This window comes from Candidatus Halocynthiibacter alkanivorans (assembly GCF_003333265.1).
GTDB classification, from domain to species: Bacteria; Pseudomonadota; Alphaproteobacteria; order Rhodobacterales; family Rhodobacteraceae; genus Halocyntiibacter_A; species Halocyntiibacter_A alkanivorans.
The window spans coordinates 18391-40336 of record NZ_QOLB01000035.1; the positions used below are offsets into that span (position 1 = coordinate 18391).

The following is a 21946-nucleotide window of genomic DNA, read 5'->3' on the forward strand; positions in this document are numbered from 1 at the left end:
ATCAGCTGTCCTGATCGGTGTCCTCCGGCGCATCGGGGTCGGCCTTGCCCACCCCCATGAACACAGATTTGAACAGAAACGCCCAGACCACACCCAGCACGAGATAGATCGCCAGTTCCAGCAGGATCGGCGGCCGCTCAAACAGAGCGACAATGCTGACCGCAGACACGATGTACACCGGCAGACCGACCAGCAGGATCAGCAGCGACAGCCGCCGGCGGGTTTTATAGGACAGCGCCATCAGTCCTGGAACGGGTCGGTGACGAGAATGGTGTCGTCGCGTTCAGGGCTGGTCGAGAGCAGCGCCACCGGGCAATTGATCAGCTCTTCGACGCGACGCACATATTTGATCGCATTGGCAGGCAGATCAGCCCAGCTGCGGGCGCCTTCGGTGCTTTCGGACCAGCCGGGCATCACCTCATAGATCGGCTTACAGCGGGCCTGACGGTCGGCGGCGGTGGGCAGGTAATCCAGCCGTTCGCCGTCCAGCTCATAGGCGACGCAGATTTTCAGCTCTTCAAACCCGTCGAGAACGTCGAGTTTGGTGAAAGCAATGCCGTTGACGCCGGACGTGGCGCAGGTCTGGCGCACCAGAACCGCATCAAACCAGCCACAGCGGCGTTTGCGGCCGGTGACCGTGCCCCACTCGTGACCACGTTCGCCAAGGCGCTGACCATCGGCATCGTGCAGTTCAACCGGGAACGGGCCTTCGCCGACGCGGGTGGTATAGGCTTTGACAATGCCCAGCACGAAATCAATCGCGCCCGGCCCCATGCCGGTGCCTGTGGCGGCCTGGCCAGCGATTACATTGGAGGAGGTCACAAACGGGTAAGTGCCGAAATCGATATCCAGCAGCGCGCCCTGAGCGCCTTCAAACAGAATGCGTTTGCCGGCTTTGGACTTTTCGTTGAGCACTTTCCACACCGGAGCGGCATAAGGCAGCACTTCTTTGGCAATCTCTTTCAGCGACGCGATCAGCGCATCACGGTCCACCGGCTCCATGCCCAGACCCCGGCGCAGCGCATCGTGATGCACCAGCGCGCGGTCGACCCGCAGCTCCAGCGTGGCCTCATCGGCCAGATCGGCAACACGGACAGAACGACGGCCCACCTTGTCTTCATAGGCCGGGCCGATACCACGACCGGTGGTGCCGATTTTGGCAACCGCGGTCTGATCTTCGCGCGCCCGGTCCAACTCGCCATGAATCGGCAGGATCAGCGGCGTGTTTTCCGCGATCATCAGCGATTCGGGCGAGATCTCGACGCCCTGGTCACGCAGGATGGCGATTTCCTTGACCAGGTGCCAGGGGTCCAGCACCACCCCGTTGCCGATGACAGACAGTTTGCCACCACGGACAATGCCGGAGGGCAACAGCGACAATTTGTAGACTTTGCCGTCAATGACCAGCGTGTGGCCCGCATTGTGGCCGCCCTGAAAGCGCGCAATCACATCGGCGCGCTCTGAGAGCCAATCTACAATCTTGCCTTTTCCTTCGTCGCCCCACTGAGCGCCGACAACAACGACGTTGGCCATATCTGAACCCTGACTTTTGAGAAAACCCGCATTCCTATAGACCCGCCAGACCGGCGCTGCCAACCCGAATCTGCATCCGGGCTGGACTTGCGGCCCGGAATTGGGGCATTTTCGCAAAAAACAACCGACCAGGACCAAAACCGGGGACCCTTATGGCTTATTTTATGCGCTGGCTGTTCGCCTTTGCACTGATCGCTGCGACCTTTAATCCGACAGAATGGAACTATATCCGCTGGTCGGTTGCCAATTTCGATCAGAGCCTGTCGGTGGTGGTTCTCAGCGGGTTGTTGCTGGTCGTGGCCTATATCATCTATCTGCGCGCCACGTTGCGCAGCATCGGCGCCTTTGGCATGGGCCTGGTGATGGCACTGGTCGCAGCATTGATCTGGGTGCTGTATGACATGGGTCTGCTGAGCCTGGACAACCAGTCGATGAACACCTGGCTGGGCATTTTTGCGCTCTCTGTGGTGCTGGGCGTCGGGCTGAGCTGGAGCCATGTGCGCCGGGCGCTGTCCGGTCAGTCCGACATGGATGACATCGACGAATAGGGCCGCAGAGATTGCCTGGTTGCCGGAACCGGCCTGTTGCGCTCAGCTTTCCGCGAAATTGGCGCGGGCTGCCGCCGCTTTGGGGTTGCGGCAAGTCCCACTAACGCCTAAATACCTTCATCGAATGAATTGCACACAAAGGCCACGCCCTATGGAAAATGTCATCCTTGTCGTCCTTCTGATCCTTGCTCTGTGCTTGATCAGCGTTGTGCTTTTGCAACGTTCCGAAGGCGGTGGCCTGGGTATGGGTGGTGGCGATGGTGGCGGCGGCGGCGGCGTTATGTCCGGCCGTGCGGCGGCTTCGGCGCTGACCAAACTGACCTGGTTCTTTGGTATCGCGTTTATGATCGCCTCACTTTCGCTGACCGTGTTGTCGGCGCAGAAGTCCGGCACCTCTTCGGTGATTGACCGGGTGGGTGACGCGCCTGTGGCTGAGGTGCCTGCGGCCATCGATCTGCTGCCCCCCTCGGCCTCGGATGCGCCGCTGAGTGTGCCACGCGCCGAATAAAATCGGAAAAATCTGCAAAGACTTGTGTGTTGCGGGGGCTTCCTCCGCAGCATCTTGCGGTTTGGTTGCGCGGGACGACCGAATCCAGTATAGGCTTAAATCCCGTGAAGCACGGAATTCTGCGTTCCGTCCGCTTGCTCTTTAATAACGTTTATCACGGGGGTCGCTGCCCAACATGGCACGGTTTGTATTCATCACAGGTGGTGTGGTTTCATCGCTGGGCAAAGGTCTGGCTTCGGCCGCATTGGGCGCGCTGCTTCAGGCACGCGGTTATTCGGTTCGCCTGCGCAAACTTGATCCTTATCTCAATGTCGATCCGGGCACGATGTCGCCGTTTGAACATGGCGAAGTCTTTGTCACCGATGACGGCGCGGAGACCGATCTGGACCTGGGCCATTATGAACGCTTTACCGGCGTTGCGGCGCGCAAAACGGATTCCATTTCTGCGGGCCGGGTCTATTCCAACGTGTTGGAAAAAGAACGCCGCGGCGATTACCTCGGCAAAACCATTCAGGTCATTCCACATGTGACCAATGAGATCAAAGATTTCATCCACGTCGGCGAAGATGAAGTTGATTTCATGCTCTGTGAGATCGGCGGCACTGTTGGCGACATCGAGGGGCTGCCCTTCTTTGAAGCCATTCGCCAGTTCGCCCAGGAAAAACCACGCGGCGAAGTGGTGTTCATGCACCTCACCCTGCTGCCCTATCTGGGCGCCGCCGGCGAGCTTAAAACCAAACCGACTCAGCACAGCGTGAAAGAGCTGCGCTCCATCGGCTTGCAGCCAGACGTGCTGGTCTGCCGCTCTGACAAACCGATCCCGCAGAAAGAGCGCGAGAAGATCGCCCTGTTCTGTAACGTGCGCAAAGGTGATGTGATCGCGGCGCCGGATCTGAAATCGATCTATGAGGCTCCGATGGCCTACCATCGGCAGGGTCTGGACCAGGCGGTGCTGGATGCGTTTGGCATCTCCCCCGCGCCCAAACCAAAGCTCGATGTGTGGCAGGATGTGCAGGACCGGGTGTTCAACCCCGAAGGCGAAGTCAAAGTCGCCATTGTCGGCAAGTATATCCAGCTGGAAGACGCCTATAAATCCTATGTCGAAGCGCTGACCCACGGTGGCATGGCCAACCGGGTGCGGGTCAAAGTCGAATGGGTCGATGCGGAAGTGTTTGAAAAAGACGACGCCGGCGCGCATCTGGAAGGCTTTCACGCGATTCTGGTGCCCGGCGGTTTTGGCGAACGCGGCACCGAGGGCAAAATCAAAGCGGCGGAATTCGCCCGCACCCGCAACATCCCTTACCTGGGCATTTGCCTCGGCATGCAGATGGCGGTGATTGAAGCGGCGCGCAACCTCGCTGGCATCAAAGACGCCGGCTCGGAAGAGTTTGACCACGAGGCCGGCAAAAAACGGTTTGAACCCGTGGTCTATCACCTGAAAGAATGGGTGCAGGGCAATGCCAAGATCGCCCGCAAGGTCGATGACGACAAGGGCGGCACCATGCGTCTGGGCAGCTATAATGCCACCCTGACCGAGGGCTCGCGCGTGGCGGAGATCTATGGCACCACCGCGATTGAGGAACGCCATCGTCACCGCTATGAGGTTGACACCAAATACCGTGCAGCGCTTGAGGAAAAAGGCATGATCTTTTCGGGCATGTCGCCGGACGGCCGTCTTCCCGAGATCATCGAGCTGAAGGATCACCCCTGGTTTGTGGGGGTGCAGTTCCACCCGGAGCTGAAGTCCAAACCGTTCCAGCCGCATCCGCTGTTTGCCGATTTTGTGCGTGCGGCCAAAGAGAACAGCCGACTGGTCTAGCGGCCACCGCCCCTTTGCGGGCCCGGGGTTTCCCGAAAAATACAAAAGGCCGGGGCTGGCACAGTCCCGGCCTTTTTTGTGCCGCATTCATGCGCGCGGCCCTGCCGGCACCAGATCGCCGGCACCGCCCGCCTCCCCCGGCCGCTGACGCAGCGCCCGGCCAGAGCAGGCAGCCTGACCGTCCCGGTCAGGCTGCAGCCGCACATGCGCGCGGCACGGCCCAACGGGAAGCTGGGTTCGCAGAACCTGGCTGACGGGCGGGAGGGCCACCCGCTGCGGTCGCCACAGTCGCCACCACGCCCCCCCCCACTACGGCGGCGGCGCAGTTGCTGCCCCTGCTTGCCCAGGCACGGCACACGAACGCTGTCTTGATATCAACTTCAGCCTCTGTCCCGGCCACACTGCGCACCACGCCCGCAGTCCCGACACCTGCCCACAGCGACAACCGCCGCCACAGCCCGTCCTCGCTCCCGGGCCCGGTCCCGGTTTTGGACACCGTCGGGTGCCCTGTCGGGGACACTGCCTCAGGCGCGCAGGTCTTTGGGGCTGCCCATCACGATATAGGAGGTGATCGAAGAGACCTGCTCCACCGTGCCCAGCACCTCGGTATGAAAGCGTTTATAAGCCACCAGATCTGCCACTTCGACGCGCAGAAGATATTCAATCGCCCCGGCCACATTGTGGCATTCCTGGACCTGGGGCGCGGCTGCCATAGCGCGCTCAAACGCTGCCTGGGCGGATTTGGTATGCAGGTTCAGCCCCACCGCCACATAGGCGACAAAGGCCCGCCCCACCGCTTCACCGTCCAGAACGGCGCGGTAGCCGCGGATCACCCCCAGCCGTTCCAGTTCCTGCACCCGGCGCAGGCAAGCCGAGGGCGACAACCCGATACGTTCCGCCAGCTCCAGATTGCTGATCCGGCCCTCGCGGGTCAGCTCGCGCAATATATTTTGGTCAATCCGATCTTTTACCGTCATAGATTGCAGAATTACCTGTTAACGGCACAACAAAGCAATTCAATTCGGCTTGGACAGGTGCAGAATATGCAAATGACTTATGACCTTTATTTCGGCCTTGCCGCTTTTGCTTTCGTTTCCTCGGTGACACCGGGGCCCAATAATCTGATGCTAATGGCCTCGGGCGCCAATTTCGGCTTTCGCCGCACCTTGCCCCATATGCTGGGCGTGGCCATCGGCTTTACCTTCATGGTCGGGCTGGTCGGGCTGGGGCTGATGCAGTTGTTTGATCTCTGGCCACCGCTCTACACCGTTCTGAAAGTCGCTTCGGTCGCCTATCTGCTCTGGCTGGCGTGGAAACTGGCCAATGCGGCGCCGATGGGCGACGCGCGTGCCGAAACACACCCGATGAGTTTCTTCCAGGCGGCGCTGTTTCAGTGGGTCAATCCAAAAGCCTGGGCGATGGCGCTGACTGCGATCAGCGTCTATGCGCCGGCACGCGACGTGGCTTCTGTGCTGGTTGTGGCGGCAATATTCGGCGCCATCAACCTGCCCACCGTCAGCAGCTGGACCGTATTGGGGCAACAGATGCGCCGGATCCTGCGTGACCAGCGCCATATGCGGATGTTCAACATCGGCATGGCGCTGTTGCTGGTTGGCTCACTTGCACTGGCGGTATAACACGCTACCCTGGCACAAAAATCAGGAGAGACTGAGATGAGCAAAGCCTATTGGATCGCCCAGGTACGGGTGGACGATGCCGAGGCCTATGAGGGCTACCGCCGTGCCAACGCCGCCGCGTTTGACAAATACGGCGCGAAGTTTCTGGTGCGCGGCGGTGCCCAGCAGCAGATGGAAGGCAGCGGCCTGCCGCGCAGCGTGGTGATTGAATTTGCCGATTACAATACGGCAATGGCCTGCTACCAAAGTCCGGAATATGAGGCCGCGCTGGCGATCCGGCAGCCGGTCTCTGAGGCGAATGTGACAATTGTTGAAGGATATGACGGCTGAGCCCCTTGGCTCTGCCGCCTGAGCGGATTATATCAATGTTATGTTTGCAGATTTCCTGAAACGGCTGATCCAGGCCGATGCCCCGATTCCTGAACTTGATGCCCACCTGGCGCTGACGGCGCTTTTGGTGCGCGTTGCCCGTGCCGACGGCGATTACAGCGCTGAAGAAGCCGCGCGCATCGCCCGGGTGGTGTCCAACCGCTACGGGCTTGATGCTGCCGGCGCTGCCGATTTGCTGGGCCAGGCGGAAACGCTGGAAGCCGAAGCGCCCGACACGGTGCGTTTCACCCGCGCAATCAAAGACGCAGTCCCCTATGAAGAGCGCGAAGCTGTCGTCGAATCCCTGTGGGACATCGTGCTGGCAGACGGGGTGCGCGAGCAACATGAAGATTCGCTTCTGCGACTGGTGTCCAGCCTGCTGGGGGTGAATGACCGCAACAGCAACCTTGCCCGCAAAAGGGTTGAAGCCCGCCGCGGCTGAGGTGACGCGAGGTCAGAGATCCGACTGACGCGGCGGCAATCTTGGCCGCTGCCAGCGGAGATTTTATCGTATTTCTGTTACAGGATCCGCCGGCAGAGGCCGTGGCTTCTAAACCGGACCGATAACGCCAGATTGTTGCATTCACCTGTCAAAATGGCGCGTTTGCCAAATCGAAGAACCTACTCGAACATTGCATTTGTTCGTTAATTCGTACCTACTGCACCCATATCAACAACAAGACGTCAGAAGCCGCGTGACCCAAATTTCAGAACCCGTTATCGAAATTCACGACCTGCACAAGAGCTATGGTCAGCTGGAGGTGCTGAAAGGCGTCTCTCTGACCGCCGCCAAAGGGCATGTCATTTCCCTGATCGGTTCCTCCGGATCCGGCAAGTCGACACTGTTGCGTTGCGCCAACCTGCTGGAGGACAGCCAGCAGGGCGAGATCCGCTTTGAAGGCGAACCAATTGTCTGGCGCGGCACCGGGCTGAACCGGCACCCGGCGGACCGGACCCAGGTCACCCGCATCCGCACCAACCTGTCGATGGTGTTCCAGCAGTTCAATCTGTGGGCGCATATGAGCATCCTGCAAAACGTGATGGAAGCGCCAGTGACTGTTCTGGGACGTGACCGCGACGAGGTTGAGGCCGCAGCGCGCAAATATCTGGAAAAGGTGGGCATTGGCGACAAATGCGATGTCTACCCGGCGCAATTGTCCGGCGGCCAGCAACAACGGGCGGCGATCGCACGCGCCTTGTGCATGGAGCCCAAGGCCTTGCTGTTTGATGAACCAACTTCGGCGCTTGATCCTGAACTGGAGCAAGAGGTGATCAAAGTGATCCGGTCACTTGCCGACGAAGGCCGCACCATGATCATTGTCACCCACGACATGCGCATGGCGGCGGATGTATCAGACCACGTGGTGTTTCTGCACCAGGGGCTGATCGAAGAAGAAGGCACGCCGGATGAAATATTCGGCAACCCAAAATCGGAGCGCCTGAAGCAATTTGTCAGCGCTACCGTTCCGGCATAAACGACACTTATTACAACACACTGACTGGGAGTTTTAACAATGAAAAAACTGATCCTGACCACTGCCGTGCTGGCATTGAGCGCCGGCGTCGCCATGGCGCAGACCGTACGCATGGGCACCGAGGGCGCTTACCCTCCCTATAACTTCATCAATGATGCCGGCGAAGTCGACGGCTTTGAGCGCGAGTTGGGCGACGAGTTGTGCGCACGGGCTGAGCTGACCTGCGAGTGGGTCACCAATGATTGGGACAGCATCATCCCCAACCTGGTGTCCGGCAACTATGACACCATTATCGCTGGCATGTCGATCACCGACGAACGCGACGAAGTCATTGATTTTACACAAGATTACTATCCGCCCACGGCCTCCGCATTTATGGCGGTTTCCGACAGCGTTGATCTGGAAGGCGGCGTGATTGCCGCACAGACCGCGACCATCCAGGCCGGCTATGTGGCCAGCTCCGGCGCAACTCTTGTTGAGTACCCAACGCCGGATGAGACCATTGCAGCGGTGACAAGTGGCGAAGCGGACGCGGTGCTGGCCGACAAAGATTACCTGGTGCCAATCGTGGACGAATCCGGTGGCGCACTGATGTTTGTTGGCAACGACGTGCCTCTTGGCGGCGGCATTGGCCTTGGCATTCGTGAAAGCGACACCGAACTGCGTGGCAAATTCAACGCGGCCATCGACAGCATGAAAGCCGACGGGTCCCTGAACACGTTGCTGGTTAAATGGTTCGGCGACGGCATCGCAACCTACTAAGTTACCTCATCAGGCGGGGCCGCGATGGCCCCGCCTGTTTTGATTGCAGGCCGGCGGTGTCCGGCCAAGGTCCGCCCTCACCCCGGTTTCGACCCCACCCCGGCTTCGCCAATACCTCATGAGGTCCCGCCATTTTTGAATATTGCGCCGATCCCGCCACGCTTTCCGGTTTCAAATGGCTGTCCTGCTATCTCACCACCGGCAAGCACATGGGGTTTTACATCTCATTTGGAACTGTATTGCTGTTGCTGGCCATAACGGCGCCGCTGGCGTTGTTGTTCGGTTTTGGCGGCGCGATGGCGGCCCGGTCGCATTTCCCACCGCTGAGCTGGATCGGCCGCGGCTATATCGCCATTGTGCGCGGCGTGCCGGATATCGCCTTTTTCCTGTTTTTTGTGATCGCGCTGGATCAGGGGTTTGAGTGGGCCCGCCATAAGGTGCTGTGCCCCGAATGGACCGATCCGATCCGCCAGGGCAATGATTTTGTCGTCTGTGCGGCGGCGAAAATGCCCCTGTCATCCTCGCCGCAATGGATGCATGAGACCTATGGTTTCTCACTTGCGGTGCTGACTTTTTCCATCGTCTTCGGCGCTTTTGCCGCCAATGTCCTGAACGGGGCAATGGGCGCGGTGCCCCGGGCGCAGGTCGAGACCGCCGAGGCCTACGGGATGAGCCACCGCCAGACCTTCTGGCGCATCACCGTGCCGCAGATGTGGGTCTATGCGCTGCCGGGCCTGTCCAACCTGTGGATGGTGCTGATCAAATCCACACCCCTGTTGTTCCTGCTCGGGGTCGAGGACATCGTTTACTGGGCGCGCGAACTGGGTGGGTTCAAGACCGCACGGTTTACCGCCTACCCGCACCCTGACTGGCGCATGTGGTATTTCCTGGCGCTGCTGGTGTTCTATCTCGGCTTCACCCGGGTGTCCGAAATCGTGCTGACCCGGCTCACCAACAAACTGTCTCACGGCCAGGCCACCACCGGCGGCGAAGCGCAACGGAGGGCCGAAGCATGAACTGCTGGCAGACGATACAAGATTATGGGCTGCGCTCGCTTGGCTATGGCGAACGACTGCTGCCGCGCAGTGATTTCACGCTCTGCGACCAGTTCACCCTGATCGGCTCCGGCATGATCTGGAACGTGTATTTCGGCGCCATCGCGCTGGTGACCGGATTTTTCTTTGCCACGCTGCTGGCGGTGGGCAAAGCGTCGCACAACCGGCTGGCGCGCAAATCCTCTGAATGGTTCATCTTCCTGTTCCGTGGCTCGCCGCTGTTCATTCAGTTCTTCTTTGCCTATTTCCTGTTTCTCAGCCTCAAAAGCGTCAGCCCGTTTTTCAACCCACTGAGCTCGGCCGGTATGGGCGCGCTGGTGGTGCTGTTTCTCAACACCTCCGCCTATTCCGCCGAGATTTTCTATGGCGCACTGCAGTCGATCCCCAAGGGTGATGTCGAAGCGGCAGACGCCTATGGCATCACCGGGGTGCCGCGGTTCCGCCGTATCCTCTGGCCTACGATGTTGCGGCTGGCCTGGCCGGCCTATACCAACGAGGCGATCTTTTTGTTCCACGCCACCACACTTGTGTTTTTCTCCGGTTTTCCAGCCTGGAGACAAAAAGGGGACGCGCTGTATTACGCCAATTATTTCGCCGACAAGACCTTCAACCCGTTCATCCCCTACCCGATCCTGGCCGGCTATTTCATCCTGCTGACGCTGATCGTGATTGGTCTGTTTGGGGTGGTGAACAAACGCCTGAACCGGCACCTGCCGAAAGAGCAGCGCCGTAAGATCCGTTACCGGCCCCAGTTGATGAGATAATGAGAAGATGAAGATCGGAGTATTGCACTGCGGCCACGTGCCGGAAGTTATAGCAGACACACACGGTGATTTTCGCGCTATGTTTGCGCGGCTGCTGGACGGGCACGGGTTTTCACTTGAGAGCTATGACGTCTGCGATATGGAGTTCCCTGCCGGGCCGGAGCTGGCGGATGGCTGGTTGATAACCGGCTCCCTGCACGGTGCTTATGAAGACGTCCCGTTTATCGCACCGCTGGAAGATCTGATCCGCAGCATTCACGTGGCAAAGCGGCCGATGGTCGGCATCTGTTTTGGCCATCAGATCATCGCCCAGGCGCTTGGTGGCCGGGTGGAGAAATTCAGCGGCGGCTGGTCGGTCGGACGCACCGAGTACCGTTTTGACGGGCATGGAGACCTGGCGCTGAATGCATGGCATCAGGATCAGGTGGTAGAACGACCAGAGGGTGCCCGCGTGGTTGCCAGCAGCGATTTTTGCGAGAATGCGGCACTGGCCTATGGCGACAGCATCCTGACGGTGCAGCCCCATCCGGAGCTGGACCCGTTTATCCTTGGCGATTTCCTGCGCGCCAAACGCGACACCGTCCCGGTACCGGCGGACATGATGGACGCGGCGGAGGCTGCGCTTGATCAGCCCACAGATGAGCCCGTGCTGGCGCGGATGATCGCCGGGCATTTTCGCGGCGCATAACGACTGCACAGCCGATGAAAAGGCCCGTCACGCTACCCGCGTTGCGGGCTTTTTGCTTTGGATCTGAACGCATCTATGTTGTAGTTAATCCGAAAAGACATTTCGGATAAGGTGAAGGTATGGCTATTGGCCCCAACGTCTATGACGCAGAACCCATTCCCGACTCAGCCCGCACAGAAATAGAACACCTGTTAAACAGCGGTGATCTTTTCCGCTATACCGCCAGTGCGGACTCGCCGGTTTCCCTGTTGGAACAAGAGTTTGCCAAACGTCTGGGTGCCAGATATGCCGTGGCGGTGTCCTCCTGCTCGGCCGCTTTGTTCCTGTCGCTCAAGGCGCTTGGCCTGCCACGTGACGCGCGGGTGCTGATCCCTGGCTTTACATTTGCGGCGGTGCCCTCTTCTGTGCTGCACGCCGACTGCATCCCGGTTCTCTGTGAGGTCGGTGACAATTATCGCATCGACATGGTGGATTTCGAGGCCCGGCTGAAGGATGTACAGGCGGTGATCATTAGCCATATGCGCGGCCACACCTCAGACATGGACAGCATCATGGCGCTGTGCAATCAGCGCGACATTCCGGTGATAGAAGACGCGGCGCATTCGCTGGGCACCACCTGGCATGGCAAAAACATCGGCACACTCGGCAAGATCGGTTGTTTTTCCTTCCAGTCCTACAAAATGCTGAACGCTGGCGAAGGCGGCATTCTGATCACCGATGATGAAGAGATCTTTGCCCGCGCTGTGATCATGTCCGGCGCCTATGAGCACAACTGGAAAAAACATGGCCACCTGCTGAATTCGTTCACCCGCTGGCAAAACAAGCTTCCGCTTTACAATCAGCGCCTGTCTAACCTGTCGGCTGCACTGGTGCGCGCGCAGATCCCCGAACTGGCGCGGCGTGTGCGCGACGGGCGCGCAAATCACGACTATGTGGCAGCGCATCTGAACCAATGTGCGCACCTGCATGTGCCTGAGGCGCTGGCCCCCGAGGAACGCGCCCCGGATTCGCTGCAGTTTAACCTGGCGGCGTTCAGCGAGGCCGAAACCCTGGCCTTTCAGGCCGCCGCCCGCGCCAATGGCGTGCCGGTGCAGGTGTTTGGGCTGAGCACCGACAATGCACGCGCGTTCTGGAACTGGCAGTTTATCGGCGAGATCCCGGATCTGCCCAAAACCCGTGCCATGTTGATGAAAGCCTGCGACATCCGACTGCCAGCACGACTGACCCGGGCGGAGCTTGATTTTATCTCTGAGGCGCTTCTGTCCGCCGTTGATGAAGTGAAAACCGCCCGGCGCGCCACCGGATAACAGATCAACGCCCGCGCCAGTTGCTGCGGGCTGCAACTGGTTTCGCTGCGCAGCATTTTTGCGCCGCCCCCGTCCGGATCCGCGGGTTTAAAGCACCTGCAGCGGCTCTTTCATCCAGGGATGCCGCGCCAGATTGGGCGCCACAATCAGCTCATCCAGCAAATGCCGGATCCGGCCGGCGATCTGCGCCGGCATATCGCCCAGTATATCGCGGCGCGCAGACAATGAGATCGTGCGCATCAGCGGTGCAAAGGGCAGCGGCAGGATATCAATCGCATCGTGAAAGCGCCGGGCCTGGCTGACGCCGGTCACGGTCAGGATGGTCCAGCCTGCCCCGCCCGCGACCAGCGCCATGATCGCGCGGTAACTGTCCAACTCGAACCGGTGGGACAGGGTCAGGTTCTGGCGCGCCAGGTGGTCAGCAATCTGGCGCCCCATATAGTGGCGGGCGCTGTATTGGATCAGCGGCAGTTGAGACAGCTGGTCCAGCGCTTGTGCCGGATCAATCGCGCCTTTGGGGGCGGCGACAACAAAGGGCTCCTGCAACAGCGGATGCACTTCCATCCAGGCCGCAGCAGCGCCCATATCGGCGGCGACCACCACATCAAGCGCCCTTGTGTCCAGCTGATCAAACAAGCGGTGGCTGGGCCCGGTCTCCAGCAGAAACTGCGCGCCCTCCAGATCGCCGGCCATGTGGGACAACAGGCGGGGTGTCAGTTCCGCGTCGAAATCCTCAATCACACCAAGGCGCAGTTGGGTCAGCGCACCGGTGCCCAGCGCTGCAATCTCAGCCCGGGCCTGGGCGGCTTCGTTCAGAATAACATTGGCGCGGCGGCGCATGACATGGCCCGCAGCGGTCAGGGTCACCGGCCGCTCGCGCCGGTTCAGCAGCGCGCATCCCAGCGCGGCTTCCAGATTGGAGAGCTGTTGGGAGACTGAAGACGGGCTGGCGCCAAGACGCCGGGCAGCGGCGGACACAGATTGTTCGTCCGCCGTGGCCGCAAAGACCTCAATCCCCCACAGAGTGATGCGCCCGGCGCTGTCAGCCATGCGTGTTTACTTCATCGCTGCCAGTTTGGACTGCAGATCGGCGAGCTGGGATTTGATGTCGTCAAGCTCGCTGTCTTTGTTGCTGCTCGCGGAGCTGTCACTGCCGCTTGTGCTGCCCGTACCGCCTGTGCTGCCGGGCACCGGCCAGCCAGCGGAAAGGCCGGATGTCATCGCCTGCAGGAACGCTTTTTGCTGCGCCTGCATCGCCTCAAACCCCGGCACGGAGGGCATGTTTGGCATCGTCGGCATTGATGGCACCGGGCTGGAGACATTTTCCATCATCTTGCTCTGACTGTCGCGCAGCATTTCAAACGACATCGCCAGAAATTGCGGCACCACGGACTGCACTTCGGTTGTATAGCTGCGCACCAGATCGGTCAGCACCCCCAGAGGCAACACGCTTTCGCCTTTGCTTTCATGATCTGCAATGATCTGAAGCAGATACTGGCGGGTCAGGTCATCGCCACTTTTGAGGTCGATGATCTGTACTTCGCGCCCCTCGCGGATCAGCGCGGCAATATTGTCCAGCGTCACATAATCGCTGGTTTCGGTGTTATAGAGACGACGGCTGGCGTATCTCTTAATCAGCAATGGTGTTTTTGTATCGGCCAAAATCGACCCTCCCTTTTGCAGTGCAGAAAGTCTATGCGAGCCCTGCACAAAAAGAAAGGGCAGGCTTTGCAGCCTACCCTTTGCACCCCGGGAGGGAGGAACCCGTGTGGTGCTTATTTCGCGCCGGCTTTTTTCGCAGCAGCGGTCACGTCAGCGGTGGCTTTTTTCACAGCGGCCGTGGTGTCTTCGGTGAGGTCTTTGCCGGCAGCCAGCATCAGCTCAACAGTTTCCATCTGAACTTTTTTCGCAACTTCGGCAAAAGCGGCCATGTTTTCAGCAGCCATTTCGGCCTGAGCCGAGGCAAAATCTGTGACCGATTTGGAAAAATCGGCAGGCTCGGCTTTCTCAGTCGAAGCCGCGGACACTTTGCTCAGCGTGTCTTTGGTCCATTTGTTGGAAATCTCGGTGGATTTCTCAGCGGCTTCCAGCGCCACTTTGGTCAGTTTTTCGCCAAAAGCTGCGGAGCCTTTAAACGCGTCCTGCAGAGCGCTGGTGTCGATTTGGAATCCACCCAGCATGTCTTGCATCATCTTCGAAAAATCTTGAGTCTTAGCCATGTCACTACTCCTGATGAGGCCATGCCCCGGTGTTTTCAAGTACAGGAGTTATATGGATGCTGCAGTGCAGAAAATCAAGGTTTATTCTGCACTGCAGCATAAATACCCATTCCGGATCATCCGGCAGGAGAAGACTTTACGTATGTGCCCGGTGCCGGGGCCAGAACCGGGTGAGATGCCTCGCCAGGAATACGCGCAGGCACTTGTTTTCCTGATCTTTTTGCCAACCACCCCCCCCAGCGTGGCCACCAGGACCCCTGGGAGAATGCTGCGCCCTCTTTCCAGTCCTCCGCAGCAAGCCCCATATCCGGATTGCTGTAATGGCCATATTTTTTCTTGCTCGGCGGGTTGATGATGCCGGCGATATGGCCTGATTCTGACAGAATGAACGTCTTGTCAGAAGCGCCCATCTGCGAAATCCCGCTAAAAGAGGACTTCCAGGCGGCGATATGATCGCTCTCACAGGCGATGGCACAAAGCGGCACTTTGACATCGCCAATGTGCAGCGTCTCGCCAAAAAGTTCGTATCCACTGGTGGAAAACAGGTCCTGCTGGCACAGGCCACGCAGGTATTGCATCGTCATCCGCGCCGGCAGGTTGGTGCCATCGCCATTCCAGTAGAGCAGGTCAAAGGCGGGCGGCGCCTGCCCCATCAGATAGCTGCGGATCGCTGGCGCATAGATCAGATCATTGGAACGCAGGTATGAAAATGTACGCGACATCAGATGGCTTTCCATGACACCTTTTTCGGCAACTTCGCGTTCGATTCCGTCGACAAAATCATTATCAAGGAACACGCCCACCTCGCCCTGATCGGAAAAATCCGTCAGCGTGGTGAAAAACGTGGCCGCATTGACCGAGGTATCACCGCGTTTCTCCATCAGCGCCAGGGTCAGCGACAATGTAGTACCGGCAATACAATACCCGATCGCGTTGATCTTTTTCTCACCGGTGATCTGTTTCACCTGCTCAATGGCGGTCAGATAACCTTCTTCGATATATTCTTCGAGACCAGCATCTGCATAAGACGCGTCCGGATTGACCCACGACACCACGAACAGGGTGAATCCCTGATCGACGATCCACTTGATCAGACTGTTCTTTTCCTTGAGGTCCATGATGTAGAATTTGTTGATCCAGGGTGGGAACAACACCACCGGGGTCTGATGCACGCTTTCGGTGGCGGGCGCGTATTGAATCAGCTCAAACATGCGGTTGCGGTAAACCACAGAACCGGGCGACAGGGCCAGATTCACCCCGACTTCAAACGCGTCACTGTCGGCAAGGCGGACCAGAAATTCCCCGTTGTTGTTTTCCAGGTCCCGCACCAGGTTCTCCAGCCCGTCGACCAGGCTTTTCCCGTCTGTCTCAACCGCCCGTTCAAGCGCATCCGGATTGCTGCCCAGAAAATTGGACGGGCTCATCAGATCGATGATCTGGCCCGAAAAAAATTCCATGCGTTTGCGGTCGCCCGGCTCCAGATCTTTCATATCTGCCACAGTGGTCCGGATCGCCTCCGCATTCATCATGAACTGCTGTTTCAGGAAATTGAAATAGGGGTGCGTCTGCCACATCGGATTGGAAAAGCGTTTGTCCGTTGGGGTGTCGTCCTGCGGCGCCTGATACCCGGTTTTTGCCAGCGCCTGTTGCGCCTCAACAAAATGCGTCATCGTTTTGCCCCAGAACGCGGCCTGCTGTTCAATCATTCTGGCTGGATCGTTCAGCGTTTCCGCCCACCATGCACTGCCCGCTTTCATAAGCAGATCCTGCCCTGGCGCCTCCAGCCCCGGATCGCGTTTGGGTTTTTGTGCGGTCACTTCAACCAGACGTTGCGAAAGCTGCTCTATTTTGGCCAGGTTGGCGTTAAATTCAGCGCGTTTTCGTTCTGCAACTGCATCATCAGTTGTCATCGGGCACGTCTCCCCTTACTCTTTGCAGGTGCAGCATTTCGGGCTGCTGCATTCTTGTGATCAGCTTAACGCGCGAATTTGGTCCTGAAAAGGCGACACTTTAACCGGAGTGATCCGGGACGGGGAAACAGCAATGCGGTTTATGGCAACCTACGACCTGATGGAAACGATGCGGACCACCAATCAATGGCTTGGGGCTTCGGCCCAGGCGCTTGGCTCTTATCCGGCGGTCGGCTTATTTCCCAATCCTGCTTTCCAGTATATGGCCGCCTGGGGCGAAGTGATGGAACGCAGTTTTGCCCGTATGGTCACAAAACCGGACTGGGGCATCGACGCGGTGGTCGGCGACGACGGGCGCGATCATCTGGTTCAGGTTGAAACCGTGGTCACACGGGCCTTTGGCGATCTGTTACACTTCAAAGTGCAGGGCCGTGCGGAAATGAAGCGCCGGGTTCTGCTGGTGGCGCCGATGTCGGGCCATTATGCAACGCTGCTGCGCTCCACCGTCAACAGCCTGTTGCCCGATTGCGAAATCTACATCACCGACTGGCACAATGCGCGCGACATTGCGGTGTCGGAAGGCAAGTTCGACGTCGAAGATTACACGCTTTATCTTGTCGATTTCATGAAGCATCTGGGACCCGATACCCATGTAATTGCCGTGTGCCAGCCTGCACCGCTTACGCTTGCTGCGACCGCCTATCTTGCCGAAGAAGATCCGGAGGCACAGCCGCTTTCCCTGACATTGATTGGCGGCCCGATCGATCCGGATGCCGCTGCGACTGACGTCACCGATTTCGGCGCCCGCGTCACCATGGGGCAGTTGGAACAGTCGATGATACAGCGCGTCGGCTTTAAGTATGCCGGTGCCGGGCGACTGGTCTATCCCGGGCTTTTGCAACTGTCGTCTTTTATTGGCATGAACCGGGACACCCACAGCCAGGCATTTCTGGACCAGATCAACCGTGTCGCCAAGGGCGAAGCCTCTGAGCATGACAAACACAACAAATTCTACGACGAATACCTGTCGGTGATGGATATGACCGCAGAGTTTTACCTGTCGACGGTTGAGCGGATATTCAAAAACCGGGACATCGCGCGCAATGATTTTGTGGTGGCTGGCAAAAAAGTGGACATCGGCAAGATCACCAGTGTCGCGATCAAAACCGTTGAAGGTGAAAAGGATGACATTTCAGCGCCTGGCCAGTGTATTGCCGCGCTGGACCTGTGCACCGGTCTGCCCGACAGCAAAAAGGCCAGTCATCTGGAACCTGGCGCCGGTCATTATGGCATCTTTGCCGGCAAATCCTGGCGCAACAATATCCGGCCGCTGGTGCTGGAATTTATCGATGCCAATTCCGGTCCCCGGCTGGCCACCAGCAAGGCTGCTAAGAAAGCCACCCGGAAAAAAGCGTCATAAACAGCTGACAAACGCCAGGTTGGCGGTGTCTTAACTACCGCGCCGAAGATGGTGTCGCATCTTGTGCGGCACCTCGTCTCCCCCGTGCAGATAAGGTACTCCGGCATCACCTTGGCGCAGCTTACCATCGCAAATCCGGAAACCAGGCGCGTTAATCCGGATAACCGCCCCAGCGGAACTCTCCATTGGGGCCGAGTTTTGAAAACGGGTTATGGGCCACCTCCCAGACATGCCCGTCCAGGTCCGCAAAATAGGCGATATATCCGCCCCAGAACACTTCGTGCGGCGGTTTGATCATGCGCGCACCGGCGTCTTTGGCGCGCGCGGCAATATCATCAACTGAGGCGCGATCCTGTACATTATGGGCAAATGTCACCCCGGAAAAACCGCCGATTTCAGACAGTTCAATACCCATGTCCCGTGCCAGGTTTTCCCTGGGATAGAGCCCGATCGACTGTCCGAGCAGATTAAAGATGCGAAGTTCGGCCCCCGCATCTTCCTTCTGCCAGCCCAGGGCTTCATAAAATGCCGCAGCGCGGTCAAGGTCTTCGACACCCAGGGTGATCAGGCTGATTCTCTGTTGCATGGCAGGTTCCTTGTACTGTTTCGGCGGGTTTCGATCAGCTGGCCAGGCGGCGCAGGATTTTCTCCACCGATTTGTTGATCAGCATCAAACAGTCCGGGGTTGAAAAACGATGATCTGCGCCCTTGACCAAAGTCAGGCGGATATCTTCGCCACTGGCGTGGTCCAGCAAGCGCATGGCGACCGACACGTCGACATCCTCATCGGCCGTGCCCTGTAACATACGCACCGGGAAAGGCAGTTCCAGCGGGCTGCGCAACACCAGTTGATCGCGCCCGTCTTCAATCAGGCGGCGGGTGATTGGATAGGGCTCGCCATAATCTGAGGGCAGAAGCACCAGACCGGCCTGGGCCAGCTCGGCTTTTTGCACCTCAGAAAACCCGGCCCACATGCTGTCTTCGGTAAAGTCAGGCGCCGCAGCGACCGTGACCATGCCGGCAATTTTCTCCGGGATGGCCCGCGCCATTAGCAGCGAAATCCACCCCCCCATGGATGAGCCGACCAAAAGCTGAGGCCCCTCGGTCAACGCCTCAATCACTGCGCGCGCGTCCTCGGCCCAGTCGCCAATCGCCCCGTCGGTAAAGGCACCCGACGACTCGCCGTGACCAGAGTAATCAAAGCGCAGGAACGCCCGCCCCTGCGCCCTGGCCCAGGCCTCAAGCGCCACGGCTTTGGTGCCTTCTTTGTCGGACATAAATCCGCCCAGAAACACCACGCCCGGCAATGATCCGGGGGTTTTATCATAGGCGATGACGCGCCCCTTTGGCGTCAGAAACATCTCGGTCATGTTGGCTCCTTTGCTTGTCAGCAAGCTAACGCCCCACACGCAAATAACAATGGCGCTCAGGGCAAGCTTTGACGTTGACTTCGTTTTACGGACGGGCGAAATGAAGACAACCCTTACCCGCAACCGGGCGCTTGGTTGGCGCCAAATCGACGAGGAGGCCGATATGGCACAAATCTCTCTCACTTTTCCTGATGGCAATGCACGCGAATTCGACGCAGGTGTAACCGCTGGTGACGTCGCCGCTGCTATTTCCAAATCGCTGGGCAAAAAGGCGATTTCTGCCACGGTCAACGGCGAACATTTTGACCTGCAATGGCCAATTAATGATGATGCCAGCATCGCCATCCACACCATGCAGGATGACGAACAGGCGCTGGAACTGATCCGTCACGACTGCGCCCACATCATGGCGCGCGCCGTGCAGGAGCTGTGGCCCGACGTGAAGGTCACCATCGGCCCGGTCATCCAGAACGGCTGGTATTATGACTTTGACCGCCAGGAGCCCTTTACGCCGGAAGACCTGGGCGCGATCGAAGCCCGGATGAAAAAAATCATCAACAGCCGCGACCCGGTGCGGACCGAAGTCTGGGACCGCGCCCGCGCTGTGGAATTTTATAAGGAAAACAATGAGCCTTATAAAGTTGAGCTGATTGACGGCATCCCTGGCAACGAAGATCTGCGCATGTACTGGCATGGCGACTGGCAGGATCTGTGCCGTGGCCCGCATTTGCAGCAAACCGGCCAGGTGCCTGGCGACAGCTTCAAACTGATGAGCGTTGCCGGAGCCTATTGGCGCGGCGACAGTGACCGCGCCATGCTGCAGCGGATCTACGGTGTGGCGTTCAAAAACCGCAATGATCTGAAAGCGCACCTGACCATGCTGGAAGAGGCCGCCAAACGCGACCACCGCAAGCTGGGCCGCGAGATGAACCTGTTTCACATGCAGGAAGAAGCTCCGGGCCAGATCTTCTGGCACCCCAATGGCTGGACCATCTTCACCCAGTTGCAGGACTACATGCGCCGCAAACAGCGTGCCGGTGGTTATGTCGAAGTCAATACGCCGCAGGTTGTTGACCGCAAGCTGTGGGAAGCCTCGGGCCACTGGGAAAACTATCAGGAACATATGTTTATCGTTGAAGTCGACGAAGAACACGCCCGTGAAAAACGGATCAATGCGCTGAAACCGATGAACTGCCCTTGTCACGTGCAGATCTACAATCAGGGTCTGAAATCCTATCGCGACCTGCCGCTGCGTATGGCCGAATTCGGCTCCTGCAGCCGCTATGAGCCCTCGGGCGCATTGCACGGCATTATGCGAGTGCGTGGCTTTACCCAGGATGACGCGCATATCTTCTGTACCGAAGAGCAGATCGAAGAGGAAACCGCCAAGTTCATCGAATTGCTGGACAGCGTGTACAGCGAGCTTGGTTTTGAAGGTTTAGAAATCAAGCTTTCCACCAGGCCTGAAAAACGGGTCGGATCTGAGGAAAGCTGGGACAAGGTCGAAGCGGCGCTGGAAAACGCGATCAAGAAAACCGGCAATGCCTATGAAATCGATCCCGGTGAAGGGGCGTTCTACGGCCCCAAACTCGATTTCAAACTGACCGATGCCATCGGCCGCAAATGGCAGCTGGGCACGTTTCAGGTCGACCCGAATCTGCCGGAACGGCTGGACGCAACATTTGTTGGCGAGGACGGTGCCAAACACCGCCCCTATATGCTGCACCGGGCAATTCTCGGGTCATTTGAACGCTTTATCGGCATCCTGATTGAAAACTACGCCGGTAAACTTCCGTTCTGGCTGGCGCCAAGGCAGGTGGTTGTGGCGTCGATCGTTTCGGATGCGGATGAGTTTGTGCAAGAGGTTGTGGCTGAATTGCGTGCGAAGGGAATTCGGGCGGAAGCTGATGTTCGTAATGAAAAGATCAACTACAAGGTCCGCGAACACTCTCTGGCCAAAGTGCCGGTGCTGCTGGCGGTGGGGATGCGCGAAGTGGAAGAGCGCACTCTGACCGTGCGGCGTCTGGGTGAAAAGCAGACCAAGATCGTGAGCTTTGAAGAGATCACCGAAAGCCTGGCGCTGGACGCGCTGGCGCCTGATCTGCGCTGAACCGCGACGACGTGAACAAAACAAAAGGCGCTTTGCATTGCAGAGCGCCTTTTTTCATGTCTGTCAGGGCTTTAGGCGGTCTGGTCTGGTTTTACCGCCGCCAGCGCCAGTAGCCCGCCGAGGCCGGCAAAGGCGATGGGGAACATGGTGAAAGCGTTGAAACTAAACGCATAATACATGCCAGACGCCGAGACCAGCAGCAGGATACCGCCCAGGCGTGCGTTTGAACGTGCCATCGCCCCGCCCGCGATTGCCAGCAAGGGTGACCCCAGCGCAGCGGCACGAATAATAGCAACGTTATCAACCTGTTCCGCGACATCTTCGATCTCGCCAAACCAAGCGATGAATTCGGTGTAGCCCCAGGTGAAAAAGCCGACGAACATGCCGATGATGCCGCCGATAATGCCAAGTGTCAGTGCTGCGTTGCGCATTTATGTCCTCCTGATCTCATT

General features: G+C 58.6%; 24 protein-coding genes. 14 read left to right on the forward strand and 10 right to left on the reverse strand.

Annotation, left to right across the window (positions count from 1 at the left end; all coding sequences use genetic code 11):
• Nucleotide 1: 1 nt before the first annotated feature.
• Nucleotides 2-241: a DUF2842 domain-containing protein gene (locus DWA01_RS02825; protein ID WP_114284136.1), complete on the reverse strand. Its 240-nt coding sequence runs from the start codon at nucleotides 239-241 to the stop codon at nucleotides 2-4.
• On the reverse strand, nucleotides 241-1533 hold the full coding sequence (locus DWA01_RS02830) for an adenylosuccinate synthase (RefSeq protein WP_114284137.1): 1293 nt from the start codon (nucleotides 1531-1533) through the stop codon (nucleotides 241-243). Before DWA01_RS02830 ends, DWA01_RS02825 begins: the two co-directional genes overlap by 1 nt.
• Before the next feature lie 152 nt (nucleotides 1534-1685).
• Here DWA01_RS02830 and DWA01_RS02835 point away from each other — a divergent pair, with 152 nt between their 5' ends.
• From DWA01_RS02835 to DWA01_RS02845, 3 genes are all read left to right on the forward strand, one after another.
• The gene (locus tag DWA01_RS02835; RefSeq protein ID WP_114284138.1) at nucleotides 1686-2081 is read left to right on the forward strand and encodes a DUF6524 family protein; all 396 of its coding nucleotides are present in this window, start codon (nucleotides 1686-1688) and stop codon (nucleotides 2079-2081) included.
• Nucleotides 2082-2232: 151 nt separating this feature from the next.
• Entirely contained in the window at nucleotides 2233-2589 is a 357-nt protein-coding gene (secG, locus tag DWA01_RS02840; protein ID WP_114284139.1) for a preprotein translocase subunit SecG, read from the forward strand.
• Between the two features lie 175 nt (nucleotides 2590-2764).
• Nucleotides 2765-4408: a CTP synthase gene (locus DWA01_RS02845; RefSeq protein WP_114284140.1), complete on the forward strand. Its 1644-nt coding sequence runs from the start codon at nucleotides 2765-2767 to the stop codon at nucleotides 4406-4408.
• 524 nt (nucleotides 4409-4932) lie between these two features.
• On the opposite strand, the gene DWA01_RS02850 is transcribed toward DWA01_RS02845, so the two are convergent.
• Nucleotides 4933-5385, reverse strand: a complete 453-nt coding sequence (locus DWA01_RS02850) for an Lrp/AsnC family transcriptional regulator (protein WP_114284141.1) — start codon at nucleotides 5383-5385, stop codon at nucleotides 4933-4935.
• A 72-nt stretch (nucleotides 5386-5457) separates the two neighbouring features.
• Between DWA01_RS02850 and DWA01_RS02855 the strand changes: the two genes are divergently transcribed.
• From DWA01_RS02855 to DWA01_RS02895, 9 genes are all read left to right on the forward strand, one after another.
• On the forward strand, nucleotides 5458-6045 hold the full coding sequence (locus tag DWA01_RS02855; protein WP_114284142.1) for a LysE family translocator: 588 nt from the start codon (nucleotides 5458-5460) through the stop codon (nucleotides 6043-6045).
• Between the two features lie 36 nt (nucleotides 6046-6081).
• The gene (locus tag DWA01_RS02860; RefSeq protein WP_114284143.1) at nucleotides 6082-6375 is read left to right on the forward strand and encodes a DUF1330 domain-containing protein; all 294 of its coding nucleotides are present in this window, start codon (nucleotides 6082-6084) and stop codon (nucleotides 6373-6375) included.
• A 40-nt stretch (nucleotides 6376-6415) separates the two neighbouring features.
• Nucleotides 6416-6856: a tellurite resistance TerB family protein gene (locus DWA01_RS02865; RefSeq protein ID WP_114284144.1), complete on the forward strand. Its 441-nt coding sequence runs from the start codon at nucleotides 6416-6418 to the stop codon at nucleotides 6854-6856.
• A 262-nt stretch (nucleotides 6857-7118) separates the two neighbouring features.
• Nucleotides 7119-7889, forward strand: a complete 771-nt coding sequence (locus DWA01_RS02870; protein ID WP_200832491.1) for an ABC transporter ATP-binding protein — start codon at nucleotides 7119-7121, stop codon at nucleotides 7887-7889.
• 39 nt (nucleotides 7890-7928) lie between these two features.
• Nucleotides 7929-8651, forward strand: coding sequence for a transporter substrate-binding domain-containing protein (locus DWA01_RS02875; RefSeq protein ID WP_114284146.1), 723 nt, complete (start codon nucleotides 7929-7931; stop codon nucleotides 8649-8651).
• A 131-nt stretch (nucleotides 8652-8782) separates the two neighbouring features.
• On the forward strand, nucleotides 8783-9667 hold the full coding sequence (locus DWA01_RS02880; RefSeq protein WP_114284147.1) for an ABC transporter permease: 885 nt from the start codon (nucleotides 8783-8785) through the stop codon (nucleotides 9665-9667).
• On the forward strand, nucleotides 9664-10470 hold the full coding sequence (locus DWA01_RS02885; protein WP_114284148.1) for an ABC transporter permease: 807 nt from the start codon (nucleotides 9664-9666) through the stop codon (nucleotides 10468-10470). The genes DWA01_RS02880 and DWA01_RS02885 overlap by 4 nt, the downstream gene beginning before the upstream one ends.
• A gap of 7 nt (nucleotides 10471-10477) precedes the next feature.
• Nucleotides 10478-11158, forward strand: a complete 681-nt coding sequence (locus DWA01_RS02890; protein WP_114284149.1) for a type 1 glutamine amidotransferase — start codon at nucleotides 10478-10480, stop codon at nucleotides 11156-11158.
• Between the two features lie 119 nt (nucleotides 11159-11277).
• Nucleotides 11278-12465, forward strand: a complete 1188-nt coding sequence (locus DWA01_RS02895) for a DegT/DnrJ/EryC1/StrS family aminotransferase (RefSeq protein WP_114284150.1) — start codon at nucleotides 11278-11280, stop codon at nucleotides 12463-12465.
• Nucleotides 12466-12552: 87 nt separating this feature from the next.
• Here the strand turns inward: DWA01_RS02895 and DWA01_RS02900 are convergent, their stop codons facing one another.
• From DWA01_RS02900 to DWA01_RS02915, 4 genes are all read right to left on the reverse strand, one after another.
• Entirely contained in the window at nucleotides 12553-13515 is a 963-nt protein-coding gene (locus tag DWA01_RS02900) for a LysR family transcriptional regulator (RefSeq protein ID WP_114284151.1), read from the reverse strand.
• A gap of 6 nt (nucleotides 13516-13521) precedes the next feature.
• Nucleotides 13522-14127, reverse strand: a complete 606-nt coding sequence (gene phaR, locus DWA01_RS02905; protein ID WP_114284152.1) for a polyhydroxyalkanoate synthesis repressor PhaR — start codon at nucleotides 14125-14127, stop codon at nucleotides 13522-13524.
• Between the two features lie 113 nt (nucleotides 14128-14240).
• A complete protein-coding gene (locus tag DWA01_RS02910; RefSeq protein ID WP_114284153.1) occupies nucleotides 14241-14684 on the reverse strand; it encodes a phasin, PhaP in 444 nt (147 codons plus the stop codon).
• A 116-nt stretch (nucleotides 14685-14800) separates the two neighbouring features.
• The gene (locus tag DWA01_RS02915; RefSeq protein ID WP_114284154.1) at nucleotides 14801-16594 is read right to left on the reverse strand and encodes a class I poly(R)-hydroxyalkanoic acid synthase; all 1794 of its coding nucleotides are present in this window, start codon (nucleotides 16592-16594) and stop codon (nucleotides 14801-14803) included.
• A gap of 133 nt (nucleotides 16595-16727) precedes the next feature.
• Between DWA01_RS02915 and phaZ the strand changes: the two genes are divergently transcribed.
• A complete protein-coding gene (gene phaZ, locus DWA01_RS02925; RefSeq protein ID WP_114284155.1) occupies nucleotides 16728-18014 on the forward strand; it encodes a polyhydroxyalkanoate depolymerase in 1287 nt (428 codons plus the stop codon).
• A 151-nt stretch (nucleotides 18015-18165) separates the two neighbouring features.
• Here the strand turns inward: phaZ and DWA01_RS02930 are convergent, their stop codons facing one another.
• A complete protein-coding gene (locus tag DWA01_RS02930) occupies nucleotides 18166-18600 on the reverse strand; it encodes a VOC family protein (protein ID WP_114284156.1) in 435 nt (144 codons plus the stop codon).
• 34 nt (nucleotides 18601-18634) lie between these two features.
• A complete protein-coding gene (locus tag DWA01_RS02935) occupies nucleotides 18635-19384 on the reverse strand; it encodes an alpha/beta hydrolase (protein WP_114284157.1) in 750 nt (249 codons plus the stop codon).
• 163 nt (nucleotides 19385-19547) lie between these two features.
• Between DWA01_RS02935 and thrS the strand changes: the two genes are divergently transcribed.
• Nucleotides 19548-21494, forward strand: coding sequence for a threonine--tRNA ligase (gene thrS / locus DWA01_RS02940; protein WP_114284183.1), 1947 nt, complete (start codon nucleotides 19548-19550; stop codon nucleotides 21492-21494).
• 71 nt (nucleotides 21495-21565) lie between these two features.
• Here thrS and DWA01_RS02945 read toward each other — a convergent pair whose 3' ends face one another.
• Entirely contained in the window at nucleotides 21566-21925 is a 360-nt protein-coding gene (locus DWA01_RS02945) for a hypothetical protein (RefSeq protein ID WP_114284158.1), read from the reverse strand.
• Nucleotides 21926-21946 lie beyond the last annotated feature (21 nt).